Annotated in this window: 16 protein-coding genes; 3 read left to right on the top strand and 13 right to left on the bottom strand. The window is 69.2% G+C overall.

Features of this window, described 5'->3' with window-relative positions; translation table 11 throughout:
* Positions 1-81: 81 nt before the first annotated feature.
* From ACYVOK_RS35345 to ACYVOK_RS35405, 13 genes are all read right to left on the bottom strand, one after another.
* Positions 82-624, bottom strand: coding sequence for a hypothetical protein (locus ACYVOK_RS35345; protein WP_460666971.1), 543 nt, complete (start codon positions 622-624; stop codon positions 82-84).
* Between the two features lie 210 nt (positions 625-834).
* The gene (locus ACYVOK_RS35350; RefSeq protein ID WP_460666972.1) at positions 835-1,551 is read right to left on the bottom strand and encodes a hypothetical protein; all 717 of its coding nucleotides are present in this window, start codon (positions 1,549-1,551) and stop codon (positions 835-837) included.
* A gap of 78 nt (positions 1,552-1,629) precedes the next feature.
* Positions 1,630-3,165, bottom strand: a complete 1,536-nt coding sequence (locus ACYVOK_RS35355; protein WP_460666973.1) for a precorrin-2 C(20)-methyltransferase — start codon at positions 3,163-3,165, stop codon at positions 1,630-1,632.
* Between the two features lie 20 nt (positions 3,166-3,185).
* Positions 3,186-3,821, bottom strand: a complete 636-nt coding sequence (locus ACYVOK_RS35360) for a precorrin-8X methylmutase (RefSeq protein WP_460666974.1) — start codon at positions 3,819-3,821, stop codon at positions 3,186-3,188.
* The gene (cobG, locus tag ACYVOK_RS35365; protein ID WP_460666975.1) at positions 3,818-4,930 is read right to left on the bottom strand and encodes a precorrin-3B synthase; all 1,113 of its coding nucleotides are present in this window, start codon (positions 4,928-4,930) and stop codon (positions 3,818-3,820) included. The genes ACYVOK_RS35360 and cobG overlap by 4 nt, the downstream gene beginning before the upstream one ends.
* A gap of 60 nt (positions 4,931-4,990) precedes the next feature.
* Complete coding sequence (gene cobF / locus ACYVOK_RS35370) at positions 4,991-5,758, bottom strand: precorrin-6A synthase (deacetylating) (RefSeq protein ID WP_460666976.1); 768 nt, start codon at positions 5,756-5,758, stop codon at positions 4,991-4,993.
* A gap of 10 nt (positions 5,759-5,768) precedes the next feature.
* Entirely contained in the window at positions 5,769-6,137 is a 369-nt protein-coding gene (frdD, locus tag ACYVOK_RS35375; protein WP_460666977.1) for a fumarate reductase subunit FrdD, read from the bottom strand.
* Positions 6,119-6,499 (bottom strand): fumarate reductase subunit C, encoded by a 381-nt coding sequence (locus ACYVOK_RS35380; RefSeq protein WP_460666978.1) that lies wholly within the window; start codon positions 6,497-6,499, stop codon positions 6,119-6,121. The genes frdD and ACYVOK_RS35380 overlap by 19 nt, the downstream gene beginning before the upstream one ends.
* On the bottom strand, positions 6,496-7,239 hold the full coding sequence (locus ACYVOK_RS35385; protein WP_460666979.1) for a succinate dehydrogenase/fumarate reductase iron-sulfur subunit: 744 nt from the start codon (positions 7,237-7,239) through the stop codon (positions 6,496-6,498). Before ACYVOK_RS35385 ends, ACYVOK_RS35380 begins: the two co-directional genes overlap by 4 nt.
* A gap of 2 nt (positions 7,240-7,241) precedes the next feature.
* Positions 7,242-8,981, bottom strand: a complete 1,740-nt coding sequence (gene frdA, locus ACYVOK_RS35390) for a fumarate reductase (quinol) flavoprotein subunit (RefSeq protein WP_460666980.1) — start codon at positions 8,979-8,981, stop codon at positions 7,242-7,244.
* A gap of 16 nt (positions 8,982-8,997) precedes the next feature.
* A complete protein-coding gene (locus ACYVOK_RS35395; protein ID WP_460666981.1) occupies positions 8,998-9,231 on the bottom strand; it encodes a hypothetical protein in 234 nt (77 codons plus the stop codon).
* Between the two features lie 138 nt (positions 9,232-9,369).
* Positions 9,370-10,863 (bottom strand): glucose-6-phosphate dehydrogenase, encoded by a 1,494-nt coding sequence (zwf, locus tag ACYVOK_RS35400; RefSeq protein ID WP_460666982.1) that lies wholly within the window; start codon positions 10,861-10,863, stop codon positions 9,370-9,372.
* Between the two features lie 60 nt (positions 10,864-10,923).
* On the bottom strand, positions 10,924-11,316 hold the full coding sequence (locus ACYVOK_RS35405) for a VOC family protein (RefSeq protein ID WP_460666983.1): 393 nt from the start codon (positions 11,314-11,316) through the stop codon (positions 10,924-10,926).
* A 157-nt stretch (positions 11,317-11,473) separates the two neighbouring features.
* On the opposite strand from ACYVOK_RS35405, the gene ACYVOK_RS35410 reads away from it, so the two are divergent.
* Genes ACYVOK_RS35410 through ACYVOK_RS35420 form a run of 3 tightly spaced genes read left to right on the top strand, consistent with a single transcriptional unit; the run spans position 11,474 to position 13,644 of the window.
* The gene (locus ACYVOK_RS35410; RefSeq protein WP_460666984.1) at positions 11,474-11,812 is read left to right on the top strand and encodes a YciI family protein; all 339 of its coding nucleotides are present in this window, start codon (positions 11,474-11,476) and stop codon (positions 11,810-11,812) included.
* Positions 11,809-12,990, top strand: coding sequence for an RNA polymerase sigma factor (locus tag ACYVOK_RS35415; protein WP_460666985.1), 1,182 nt, complete (start codon positions 11,809-11,811; stop codon positions 12,988-12,990). Before ACYVOK_RS35410 ends, ACYVOK_RS35415 begins: the two co-directional genes overlap by 4 nt.
* A gap of 24 nt (positions 12,991-13,014) precedes the next feature.
* On the top strand, positions 13,015-13,644 hold the full coding sequence (locus tag ACYVOK_RS35420) for a maleylpyruvate isomerase family mycothiol-dependent enzyme (RefSeq protein WP_460666986.1): 630 nt from the start codon (positions 13,015-13,017) through the stop codon (positions 13,642-13,644).
* The last annotated feature ends 204 nt before the right edge of the window (positions 13,645-13,848 follow it).

Here is a 13,848-nt window from a genome sequence, read left to right on the forward strand (position 1 = left end):
CCTGCACCGGCGCGCGGGTCAGCACAACGAAACCGGACGGCGGATGGGGTCATCCGCCGTCCGGGTGTCCTGCTACTGCAGTCAGTCGGCGCTCACGTCGATGCGCCGGTGGAACCGCTGACCGGCCTTGCCGCCGATGACTGCCGCGAAGAGCGTCACCAGCAAGGCCGCACCGACAGCGACCAGCCCACCGGCGGTGAGCGTCTCGTCGGCGAGCGGCACGGACGGCAGCTCCACGCGATCCAGTACGTCGTACTGCGAACCGGCCAGTGCTGCGATCGCGGCAACGACCAGTGTGACCAGCACGCCGATCAGCCAGACGCCGAAGCCCTGGCGCCCACCGTCGAAGCGGGCGAGCCGGCCGGCCACGTATCCGCCGCTGTAGTAGGCGATCGCGAGGATGAGCAGCAGTACGGCGCCGGAGACCAGGCCGATCGTGCCGGCCTCCGCCTCGGCCGCGTTCCAGTCGATCGTCACCGCGTAGTCGACCGCTGCCGCGACCGCGCCGACGATCCCGCTCAGCAGGGCGATCAGCCCGACGGCGACCAGCCAGCCGAAGAACGCGGCACCACCTTTGAATCCGCGGTACGCCGGATCCACCTCGTCGGCGGGCGACGTCCGCACGCGAGCTCGGTGCATCGGCCGTCGACGGGTGTCAGACTCCTCCACGACCGATCTGTCATCGAGCTGCTGAGTGTCTGTTTTGTCCCGATGCAGCTGGACCATGTCAGTTCTCCTCACCAGACAGCCCCGTGTCGTTCCCCCGGTACCCGTCGGGAGTCTGGCTAAGCGTGGCGGGACGCTGACTGAGGGCGAGGACGTGCCCGGACAGGGCTAGTCCAGGAGGCGGTCGATCTTGTCGTGGTAGCGCCGGCCGGCCTTGCCGCCGACGATCGAGAAGAGCAGTGTCAGCACGACAAGTGCCGCCGCGGCGATGATGCCTCCGCTGGTGATCGTGTCGGTCGACAGCGCCACGTCCGGCCGGTTCACCCCGTCGACCAGGCCGTACTGGTTGTTCAGCAGCGCACCGGCACCGGCCGCGAGCACGGAGAACAGGAACGCGAACATCCACACCCCGAACCCGTTCCGCCCGCCGTCGAACCGTGCCAGCCGCCCGGCGACGTACCCACCGGTGTAGAAGGCCAGAGTCAGCATGAGTACGGCGACAGCCGCGGCGGTGATGCCCGCCGCACCGGGCTGCGCCTCGGCGTCTGCAGGGGTGTACCCGAGGACCTCCGCGGTACCGAGTGCGGCAGCGGAGACGCCCACCATGAGCAGCAAGGACATCGCGATGGCGATCAGCCAGCCGAAGAACACGGCACCGAACTTGAAGCCCCGGTAGGACAGCAACTCGGGGTCGATGTCCGGCTCGAGTGGCTGCGTGGCGGACGGCTGGTCAGGAAGGATCGTGACGTCGCTCATTGCCCGGTGGGCGGCCGCCCGTGCCTCCTCGTACCGCTGAGTGGTGGTGGTCTCGGCGTAGTCAGGCACCGGCATCGTGACGGTGCCAGGCTGCGTCGGGGTGGCGGTGTCGCCGTACTGCTGGACCATTCCGCTCTCTCCTCACTGTCAGCTCCGCGCGGGGTCCCTACCCGCCCGGGCAGTGCCTGACACGGTCAGGGGGCGGATTTAACCGGCCTCTGGCGCTGACTCACCATCCGTCTCCGGATAGCGACGGGGAGTGAAAACCAGAGGACCGGCCGGGCGGGACACGGTGCGGGTCTGTGACGACCCGATCACCAACAGGCAACGCATGTCAACTGCTTCCGGCTCGAGTTCGGCCAGTGTGGTGACCGTGATCGCTTCCTCAGGACCGCCGACATCCCGCCCGACGACGACCGGTGTGTCCGGGGAACGGTGCTCGAGCAGGAGGTCCCGGGTGGCGGCGACCTGCCAGGTGCGGGACTTCGACGCGGGGTTGTAGATCGCGATCGCCAGGTCCGCCGCGGCAGCGGCGGTGATGCGCTTGGCGATGACCTCCCACGGCTTCAGGCGGTCTGACAGCGACAGGACGCAGTAGTCGTGCCCGAGTGGTGCGCCGACGCGGCTGGCGACCGCCTGAGCCGCGGTCATCCCGGGCAGCACGTGTACGGCGATGTCGGCGTACTCAGGCTCCGACGCGACTTCGGTGACCGCACTGGCCATCGCGAAGACCCCGGGATCGCCGGACGAGACCACAACCACCTTGGAGCCCTTGCGAGCGAGGTCCAGGGCGAAGGCGGCCCGCTCGGATTCGACGCGGTTGTCGGACCCGTGCTTGCGCTGACGGGCCCGGTCCGGCAGGCGGTCGACGTACGGGCCGTAACCGATCAGGTCGTCGGCCCCTGCGATGGCCGCACGGACCTCAGGCGTCATCCACTCCGGTCCGGCCGGTCCGAGGCCCACGACGGTCACTGAGCCTTCCGCCTCGGTCTTCGGTGTGGGAGCGGTGAAGGTGTTGTTGATCGGGCTGGGGAGCAGTGCGAGCGAGAAGTAGGGCACGTCGTCCGGGTCCACGTCCGCCAGGGGAGCGGTCCGCTGTGCGTCCGTTGTCGCGCGTTCGACGTACCAGGCCTCGTCTGCTCGTCCGGCGAGTTCGAAGGCTTCCCGGACGTTGGCGAAGGTGCGGCCGAGCTTCATCACCGCGGCCGCGTCGGTGTTGCGCAACCGGTCCGCCAGTACGTCGGGCGGCAGTGTGCCGGGCAGGACGGTCAGGATCTCGTCCCGCTCACACAGAGGCCGGCCGAGTACGGCGGACGCCGCGCTGACCGATGTGACGCCGGGAACCACCTCACACGGGTAGCGGTCGGCCAGCCGCTTGTGCATGTGCATGTAGGACCCGTAGAACAGCGGATCTCCTTCAGCCAGTACGACGACGTCACGGCCGGCGTCGAGATGCGCGGCGAGCCGGGCGGCGCAGTCGGCGTAGAAGTCGTCCATCGCGCCCTGGTAGCCGCCGGGGTGGTCGGTCGTCTCTGTGGTCAGCGGGTAGACCAGGTGCTCCTCGATCTGCCCTTCGGTGAGGTACGGCGCCGCGACCGAGCGGGCGATGCTGCGGCCGTGCCGCGCGCTGTGGAACGCGATCACGTCCGCGGCTCCGATCAGCCGGGCCGCCTTCACCGTCACCAGTTCGGGGTCGCCGGGGCCGAGCCCGACCCCCCACAGCCGGCCCGTCCGCTCTGGCATCCGCCCTGTCAAGCGCGCGGTCACTCCGCCTCACTCGCGATCGCGTTGACGGCGGCCGCGGTGATCGCGCTGCCGCCCCGGCGGCCCTTGACGATCAGGTACTCCAGCCCGAGCTCGTTCGCCGCCAGTGCGTCCTTGGACTCGGCCGCGCCGATGAACCCGACCGGGATGCCGAGGACCGCGGCCGGCCGGGGAGCGCCCGCGGCGATCAGCTCCAGCAACCGGAACAACGTGGTCGGCGCGTTGCCGATGGCAACCACCGAGCCGTCGAGGTGGTCGTGCCAGAGGTCCGCGGCGGCAGCACTGCGGGTCGTCCGCAGGCGTTCGGCAAGCTCGCCGGTTCGCGGGTCCTGGAGGGTGCAGATGACCTGGTTGTCCGCGGGAAGCCGTTTCCGGGTGATGCCGGCCGCGACCATCTGCGCGTCGCACAGGATCGGCGCGCCGCCCTGCAGCGCGGCCCTGGCGTTCTTGACCACGTTGGGCGAGGCCTGGAGGTCGTCGACCAGATCCGTCATGCCGCAGGCATGGATCATCCGTACGGCGACCTGCGCGACGTCGGCCGGGAGCCGGCCGAGCCCGGCGGCCGCCTCGGTCCGGATCGTCGCGAACGACCGCCGGTAGATCTCGGCGCCGTCCTTCACGTAGTCGTGGTTCACCGCTGTCCCATCCGCTCACCGTCGATCACATATCCGTTGCCCACGGCAAGTACGTCCACGAACTCGCCGGCCGGCTTGCCGCACCGCCGTTCACATCCGGACCAGTGCATCGGCCGCCCATGCCTGGGCAGCCGCGGCGTCACCCGCCGCGCGTCCGCCCGGACGTCCGCGAGCGCCTTGGCGCACCCCGGTTGACCAGCACACGCTGTCACACCGTTCCACGGCGAGTCCGGCTTTGTGACCAACCCAACCTCCTCCAGCCGGTCGGTGGGGTCGGTGTTCACGCGGAGAGCAAGCGAGCGCCAGGGCGTGATCCGGATCTCCTCGGCGGCGTCCGCGACAACGGCCGCCTGTTCCTGGCCGAGACTGCCCAGCGGAACGGTCACCACCAGTGCGGTCGCGCCGTGCCGGCCCGCTTCGATCGTGGTCGTCGCGGCCGGCAGTTCCTCTGTCGTCCGCAGCCCGAGCCGGTCCAGGATGCGATTCTCGCCGTCCTGGAGTTCCGTGATCCGCCACTCCTGCGCGGCGCGCTCGTCCAGAAATGCTTCCGCGGCGGCGACCATCACCTCGGCCGTGTCACTCCAGCTCACCCGCACACCGCGCTCACCCAAGCTCAGTAGGCCCTCGCGGTCGTCCACGGCCCGAATGGCGACATCTGCCCGTACCTCGGCCAGGTCCCCGCGTCCGTCGTCCAGCGCGAACAGGAACCGCCCAGGCAGGTCCGCAAGTCGCGGCCGCGCGCACAGCCGCTCGTCGACGGCGGCCGCTACCGGGAGTACGTCGTACAGGCTTTGGCCGTCCAGTCCGGACAGCGGCGAGGCCAGGATGTTCCGCACCCGCTCGTGCGTGATGGAGGGCAGCAGTCCGGCGTCGTACAGCCGCTCCGACAGCTCCCGCGGCCCGTCCGCGCTCAGCCCTCGGACCTGCACGTTTCCCCGGGAGGTCAGCTCCAGACGCCCGTCACCGAGCTCCGCCGAAGCCTGACGCAGTACGTCGAACTGCTGAACGCTCAGCAGTCCACCCGGCACCCGAACCCGAGCCAGCCCACCATCGGCCGCCTCATGCACCGCCAGCACCCCAGGGCACCGGTCCGCTTCTGTCCTCAGCACACCCGAGATGCTACGTGCCCGGCACCCGTGTGTTCCGGACCACAGCGGTACGGCGCTCGTCTAGCTCCGCCGCAGCAGGTAGGTGTCCATGATCCAGCCCTTGCGGTCGCGGGCCTCGGCGCGGACCTTCTCGATCTCGGCGGCGACCTCGCGCAGTGGACCCGAGATGAGGATCTCGTCCGGCGTCCCCAGGTAGGCGCCCCAGTAGATGTGGGCGTCCTGGTCGAGGTGCTCGGTGAAGGCGGTCTGGGCGTCGAGCATGACGACGACGTCGTCCACCTCGTCCGGCCACGCCTTCGCGAGCCGGCGGCCGGTGGTGATCTGGATCGGCCTGCCGACCTGGTTGAGACCGACCTTGTGCCGCGCGGCCAGGGTCGAGACGCTGCTGATACCCGGGATCACCCCGACCTCGAACGCCAACTCGCCGCGCGCCAGGATGTCGTCCAGGATCGCCAGCGTGCTGTCGTACAGCGACGGATCGCCCCAGACCAGGAACGCACCCACCTGGTCCTCGCCCAGCTCCGACGCGATCAGCTCGGCGCACACGTCGGCCCGGCGGCGCCGCCAGTCGTCGACGGCTTCGACGTACGCGCTGCTGGTCCGGTCTCGCTCGGGATCGCGGCCGACGACGACCCGGTAGTCCTTGTCCCCGTCCTTGCCGCCGGCGTACCGGCGCAGGATCTCCTCCCGCAGGTCGACCAGTTCCTGCTTGACCTCGCCCTTGTCCAGCACGAAGAACACGTCGACCCGGTTCAGCGCCGACACGGCCTGCATCGTCACCTGCTCCGGGTCACCGGCCCCGACGCCGATCACCACGATCTCCCGCATGCGGCAGACCCTACAGCGTGATCAGCACCAGGCCCGCGACGACGGTTCCCACCACGGCGCCGCCGTAACACAGCAGCACGATCGGTACGGCGTACCGCTTGAGCTGCAACCCGTCGTACAACGTGTAGCGGAACCGGTGCGCCCAGTGGAACAACGCCAGCGCGCACAGTCCGAACAACACCAGTCGCGTGATCGGATTCCGCAGTACGGCGAACACGTGCGAGTGATCCGGCGGCGACAACAGCTCCAGCGGGAACGCGATACCGAAGAGGAACAGCAGGATCGGGATCATCAGCGCCGCGACCATGCCGCCGGAGCTGAACAGCATCCAGAGCAACGGTTCCGGCCTGGTCCGGCGGTTCATCGCAGTACCAGCCACGCGACGAATGCCGAGAGCAACAACCACAGCAGGTAGTGCGCGGCAACGATCTGCGCCGGTGGCAGGCGCCGCCCGCGCACCCGGACGGCCATCGCCCGCGGCGCCAGAGCGAACCAGGTGATCGTGTGCAGCAGCACGAACAGCATCGCGATCACGTTGATCGTGAGCACCCACCAACTCCCGCTCCAGTCCAGGAAGTCCTGGTACGACGCGGCGCCGTCACCGACCGCGTTCACCAGCAGGAGCAGGTAGATCACGAACCACCCCACGAACACCGCACTCAACTCGCGCAACACGAACAGCAGGTAGGAGCGCCGTTCCAGCCACCAGAACAGCGCGAGCGGCCGCTGGTACGTGCTCACCGCCGGCTCCGCGGCATCAGCAGGTCCTTGATCGACTGTGTCGCCGCGGTCAGCTTGTACCGCTGGATCGCCCCAGCCGGATCCACGCCTTTCGGGCACGCCGCGCTGCACTCGCCGACGAACGTGCAGGCCCAGATCCCCTCCGGCGACGAGAGGACGGCGCGGCGTTCTTCGGCGCCCTCGTCCCGCGAGTCGAGGTTGTACCGCTGAGCCAGCGCGATCGCCGCCGGCCCGATGAACTCCGGCTCGAGGCTGTACACCGGGCAGGCCGAGTAGCACAGCATGCAGTTGATACACATGCTGAACTGCTTGTACTCGTCCAGCTCCTCCGGCGTCTGCAGGTACTCGCCGTCCTCGACCGGACTGTGCACGTCCCGGACCAGCCACGGCTTGACCGTCGGGAGCTTGGCCATGAAGTCGTCGATGTCGACGACCAGGTCGCGGATCACCGGGAAGTTGCGCAACGGCTCGACCCGGACCGGGCCGGGAGCGTAGTCGGTGAGGAAGGTGGCGCAGGTCAGCTGCGGTTCCCCGTTCACGGTCATGCCGCAGCTGCCGCAGATACCCATCCGGCACGACCAGCGGAACGACAGCGTGCCGTCCAGCTGGTCCTTGATGTACGTCAGGCCGTCGAGCACGGCCCAGTGCTCGCGCAGCGGCACCTGGTAGAACTGCATCACCGGTTCGGACTCCAGCTCGGGCCGGTAGCGCGCTACCTCGAGGGTGATCTCGTCTGCCATCCCTACCTCCCGTAGATCCGTTCTCCCGGCGGCCAGCGGGTGATGGTCACCGGCAGGTACGTGACCCGGCTCGTGCCGTCCGGCTCGCGCCGTACCAGGGAATGCGCCAGGTACCGCTCGTCGTCGCGCGCCGGGAAGTCGGTGCGCTGATGAGCCCCGCGCGACTCCTCCCGGCGCAGCGCGCACGCAATGATGCTCTCGGCAACATCCAGCATGAAGCCGAGTTCGAGCAGCGCGATCAGCTCGGTGTTGAAGTTCGTGCTGTGGTCGTCGATCGCGGCGTGGGTGTACCGCAGCCGGAGTTCCCTCAGCTGGTCGGCGGCCTTCGTGAGCGAGTCGCCGTCGCGGTAGATCCCGGCGCCGTTCTCCATCGTGGCCTGCATCTCGGTCCGGATGTCGGCGATCCGCTCGTGCCCCTCGGCGTGCCGGGTCAGCTCTTCCGTCAGCCGCCGCACCTCGTCCCGCCCCTGGGCTTCGACGGCCCGCGGGACGACGTTGCGGTACCGGCCGGCGAACACGGCCGCGGCCCGGCCCGCCCGGTTGCCGAACACCAGGCACTCCGGCAGCGAGTTCGAGCCGAGCCGGTTGGCGCCGTTGATGCTGACACAGGCGACCTCGCCGGCGGCGTACAGGCCGTCGAGCGACGTCGCGCCGCGGATGTCGGTGTGGATGCCGCCCATCATGTAGTGCACCACCGGGCGGACCGGCACCAATTCCTTGACCGGGTCGATGTTCTGGTAGTTCGAACACAGCTCCCGGACGAACGGCAGTTTGGCGTCGATCAGCTTCGCGCCCAGGTGCCGCAGGTCCAGGTGCACGACCGGCCCGTACGGCGTGTCGATCGTGTTGCCCTTGTCCATCTCGTGAACGAAGGCTTGGGACAACCGGTCGCGCGGGCCCAGTTCCATGCTGCGCATGACCGGCGTCGGCGACGGCGTACCGAGGTCGTAGTCCTGCAGGTAGCGGTAGCCGTCCTTGTTGAGCAGCCAGCCGCCCTCGGCCCGGGCCGCCTCGGTGATCAGGATGCCGGTGAACGGCAGGCCGGTCGGGTGGTACTGGACGAACTCCATGTCCTTCAGCGCCGCGCCGGCCCGGTACGCGAGCGCCATCCCGTCGCCGGTCTTGATGTTGGCGTTCGTGGTGAACGGGTAGACCCGGCCGCAGCCGCCGGTGCACACGATCACCGCACTGGCCGTGATGGTCTCGATCCGGCCGGTCGACAGTTCGATCGCGACCACGCCGTACGCGCGTCCGTCGTCGACCAGGATCTTCGTCACGTACCACTCGTCGTACCGGACGATGTCGGAGTACGACAACGCGGTCTGGAACAGCGTGTGCAGCAGGTGGAACCCGGTCCGGTCGGCGGCGAACCAGGTGCGCATCTTCTTCATCCCGCCGAAGGCCCGGACTGCGATCCGCCCGTCCGGCTGCCGGCTCCACGGGCAGCCCCAGTGCTCCAGCCGGAGCAGCTCGCGCGGCGCCTCGGCGACGAACGCCTCCACCGCGTCCTGGTCGCACAGCCAGTCGCTGCCGGACACCGTGTCGTACGCGTGCTCGTCGAGGGAGTCGTCGTCACCGGCAACGGCCGCGGCGCCGCCCTCGGCCGACACCGTGTGGCTGCGCATCGGGTACACCTTCGAGACGACCGCCACCCGCAGCGCCGGGTTGGTCTCCGCCACCGCGATGGCGGCCCGCAGCCCGGCGCCGCCTCCACCGATCACCACGACGTCGTGAAAGGTCATCGCCTTCACCTGCCCGTCAGGCTTCGTGGTCCCCGCTGTGCTCGTCCAGCAGGATCTTCCCGTCGTGCCGCACGGTCTGGATCCGCACGCTCCCGTCATGGAACTCGTGCCGGATCCGGCGGCACCCGCACGCGTAGTGCATGTCGTCCATCCGGAAACCCTCGAAGTCGTCCTCCTGGCTCCGGTCCGCGTCCCCCAGCCGCCCGCACGGCGCCCGCTCCCCGCTCAGGTGCGTTCTGGTCCCGGTCATCCACCCACCTCCAGCCACCATCAGGCGTTTGTGACTCACATCACACCTCGATAGTGCGCCTACCCACGAACCGGCGGCAACACCTCGACCTGACGCGGGGGACGGATCAGCGGGACCACCGCCACGGACCTGGCCGTTCTACTTCGCCTCGCGCCACTCTCGTTCGAAGGGGAGGCGCCAGGCCCGTGGGGCGATGAGTTGGTGGATGGCGTTGGGGCCCCAGGTGCCGGGCTGGTAGGGCTTGACCGGGGGCGGGTCGTCCAGAAGCAGAGCGGACCGATCCCACAGCGACTCGATGCCCTCGGCGGTGGTGAACAGGGTGTGGTCGCCGCGCATCGCGTCGAGGATCAGCCGCTCGTACGCCTCCAGTACGTCGCCCGCACTCTCCGTCTCCTGGGTCGAGAACTGCATCGAGAGCTTCTCCAGCCGCATCCCCGGACCGGGCCGCTTGCCGTAGAACGACAGTGACACCCGGGACGAGTCGGCCAGGTCGAACGTCAGGTGGTCCGGCCCCTGCGACCCGACCCCGGAGCCCACACCGAACATCGTCTTCGGCGCCTCCTTGAACGCGATCGAGATGATCCGCATCCCCTCGGCCATCCGCTTGCCGGTCCGCAGGTAGAACGGGACGCCGGCCCAGCGCCAGTTGTCGATGCCGACCTTCAGCGCGATGAACGTCTCGGTGTCGGAGTCCGGCGCGACCCCGTCCTCGTGCCGGTAGCCGGAGTACTGGCCGCGGACCACGTCGGCCGGGTTGATCGGCAGCATGGACCGGAAGACCTTGTTCTTCTCCTCCGAGATCGCCCGGGGCTCCAGGGCGGTCGGCGGCTCCATCGCGACGAACGACATCACCTGCATGAGGTGGGTGACGACCATGTCCTTGAACGCCCCGGTCGGCTCGTAGAAGGTGGCCCGCTGGTCCAGTCCGAGGGACTCGGGGATGTCGATCTGCACGTGGTCGATGAAGTTGCGGTTCCAGATCGGCTCGAACAACCCGTTGGCGAACCGGAACGCGAGGATGTTCAGCGCGGCTTCCTTGCCGAGGAAGTGGTCGATCCGGAAGATCTGCGACTCGTCGAAGGTCTCGTGGACGAAGTTGTTCAACTGGATCGCGCTGGCCAGGTCGTCGCCGAACGGCTTCTCCATCACGACCCGGGCCCGCTCGACCAGGTCCGCGTCGCGCAGCATCGCGATCACCGCCTGCGCGGCCTTCGGCGGCACGGACAGGTAGTGCAGCCGGCAGGTGTCCGGCCCGAGCAGCGCCTCGGCGGCCTTGACCGCGGCCGCCAGTGCTTCCGGGCCGGCGGTGACCGGCACGTACTCGAGCCGCTCGGCGAACTGGGCCCACTCCTCGTCGCTGAAACGGTGCGTCCCGAACGTCTCCACGGCCTGCCGCGCCCGGGCCCGGAACTCGTCGCAGGTGAGGTCCTCGGTCGCCGTACCGATGATGCGTACGTCGGGCGCGAACTTGGACTGCTGCAGGTACGCCAGCCCCGGCAGGAGTTTGCGCTTGGCGAGATCCCCGGTCGCCCCGAACAGCACGATGACGTGCGGCGCCAGCGGCTCCGGCTCCCGCCTCGACGGCCGCGATCCCGGGGCCGGATACGCGATGGTCTGGATGCGGTCAGGCATGAGGATCCTCCCGAAGACGCCGACACGGGAAGTCTAGGCACGCCCCCGCACCCGCGAGGATCAGCCGCCGGACGCGGACTGCCAGAGGCCGATCAGGTTCCCCTCGGAGTCGGTGAAGTACGCCGCGAAGCCCATGTCGCCGACCGGGATCTTCTCACCCACGGTCCGGCCGCCGAGCGCCTCGATCGACTTCCAGGTCGCGTCGATGTCGTCGACGTCGATGGTCAGCACCGGCCGGTTGATCTCCCCGGCGCTGGCCCGGTCGAACATCCCGCCGTTGATGAACCCGGTCTCGGCCGGGAATCCCTCGTCGGTCACCGGCCCGGTCGACACCATCGTGTACTGCAGCTCCGGGAGCTCCTGGAGCTGCCACCCGAACACTTCGCCGTAGAACCGCCGGGCCCGATCACCGTCGTCGTACGGAATCTCGAAATGCACCACTCGTCCGGCCATCTCAGTCCTCCCCATCCCTGCCGGTCTTCCCCGACGCTAGTCCGGCCCACGCCGGCCCGCCAGATCTCACGGCCGGCGACGGCCGGCGTTCTACGGTGGGGGTGTCCGTTTCCGCTCGGGTCGTTCGTCGGTGGGGTGAGAGCTCTGGAGGAGGACTGTGAAGTACTTGCTGATGATCTGTGGTGACGAGTCGGCCGCGGCGCATGCGAACGACGGGTGCGGTGGCTGGTCGGAGGAGATGGTGCGGCGCGGCGTCGTCGAGGGTGGGGCCGGGCTGCGGCCGCCGTCGGAGGCGACCACCCTGCGGGTGCGCAACGACGAGGTGCTGCTGACCGACGGGCCGTTCGCGGAGACCAAGGAGCAGATCGGCGGGTTCGTGCTGATCAACTGCGCCGACCTGGACGAGGCGATCGAGATCGCCGCAAAGCATCCCGCCGCCGGCTACGGGACGATCGAGATCCGGCCGGTGCTGGAGCCGCCGCCGGGGGTTGTGTGACGTTCGAGCAGCTCTATCGCCAGGAGTGGGGCCAGGTGGTGGCCACGCTCATCCGCGTCACCGGTGACTGGGAGCTGGCCGAGGAGTGCGCCCAGGAGGCGTTCGCCGCGGCTCTGGAGCGCTGGCCGCGGGAAGGCGTACCCGACAAGCCAGGAGCCTGGCTGACCACCACCGCCCGCAACAAGGCGGTCGACTGGTTGCGCCGGGAGGCCGTGGGTGCGGCCAAGCTGAAGGAGGTGGCTGCGTTGGGACACGACTCCGACGAGCCGTACGACGTACCGGACGACCGGCTGCGGCTCATGTTCACCTGCTGCCACCCGGCGCTGGCGATGGAGGCGCGGGTGGCGCTGACGCTGCGTACCTTGGCCGGCCTCAGTACGGCGGAGATCGCCCGGGCCTTCCTGGTCCCGGAGTCGACCATGTCGAAGCGACTCACCAGGGCCAAGCAGAAGATCCAGCACGCCGGCATCCCCTATCGAGTCCCACCTGCGCACCTGCTGCCCGAGCGGACACCCGCCGTACTGGCTGTGCTCTATCTGCTGTTCAACGAGGGCTACACAGACGTCGTACGCAGCAGTCTGAGCAGTGAGGCGATCAGATTGGCTCGTCTGCTCGTGCAACTGATGCCGGACGAGCCGGAGGCGGCCGGACTCCTCGCACTGATGCTGCTGCACGACGCGCGCCGTGACACCCGGCTGAGTGCCGACGGCGTACTGGTGACGTTGGAGGACCAGGACCGCACCCGCTGGGACCACTCACAGATCACCGAAGGCGTGAGCCTGCTGGAGGCCACGCTGCGCCGCGGTACGCCCGGGCCGTACCAGGTGCAGGCCGCTATCGCTGCCTGTCACGCATCCGCCCGTACGGCGGCCGACACCGACTGGCCGCAGATCGCCGCACTGTACGGGCAGCTGAAGCAGACCCCGGTGGTCGCACTGAACCGGGCAGTCGCCATAGGCATGGCTGACGGGCCTGCTGTGGGGCTCCGCCTCGTGGACGAGTTGGCAGCGGGTCCACTGGCCGGCTACCACTTGCTGCCCGCCACACGGGCCGACTTCCTCCGCCGGCTTGGCCGGTACGCCGAGGCGGCGGCGTCGTACCGGGAAGCGGTCGAACTCGCGGCCACGGAGGCCGAGCGCCGGTATCTCGCAAGACGGCTCGACGAGGTGTCCGTCTGACCGGATCCCGTTCGTCGGTCGGGTATGACGGACATCAGAGCGGCTGTCGCGGGGGAGCGGGCTGACCTCGCCGACATCCTGGCCGGACTACAGCCCGACCACTGGGACAAGCCGACCCTGTGCTCGGGCTGGCGAGTGCGTGAACTCGTCGCCCACATCACGATGCCCTACCGGATCACCCTGCCCGGGTTCCTGCTGGGGATGGTCAAGGCTCGCGGCAACTTCGACCGGTACGCCGACCGCCAGGCGCGCCGGGACGCCGCCGACCTCTCCGCGGCGGAGCTGACCGAGTCGCTCCGCCAGAACATCGACCACCCGTGGAAACCGCCGGGCGGCGGCTACCAGGGCGCCCTGTCCCACGACGTCATCCACGGCCTCGACCTCACCGTCGCCCTCGGCATCGACCGCCAGGTCCCCGAGGACCGCCTGCGTCACATCCTCAGTGACCTGAAGCCCCGGCAGCTCAAGTACTTCGGCGTCGACCTGACCGGCGTCCAACTCCGCGCGACGGACCTCGATTGGACCCACGGCACCGGCGAGGTCCTGTCCGGCAAGGCCCAAGACCTCCTCCTGGTCCTCTGCGACCGAACCCTCCCCGCCGGCCACCTGACCGGCCTCCCAGCTCCCCGCTTCACCAGAGAGCCGGCCCCGTGATCAATCTGCCTCCCCACGGGATCCAGCCAGTTGCCTTCGGCACCTGCCAGTTGTGGGGTGTTGGGGGTTGCACCCCCGCAAACACGGCGGGCGATCCACGCTCGCGGTGTCCGCGAGCAAGGATCGCCCAGATCGTCCGCGCCCCCGGCAGTGTTGTGGTTCAACACATAGGCGACAGATGTCTCAGGACATAGGCGACACGTG

This window comes from Kribbella swartbergensis (assembly GCF_054784135.1).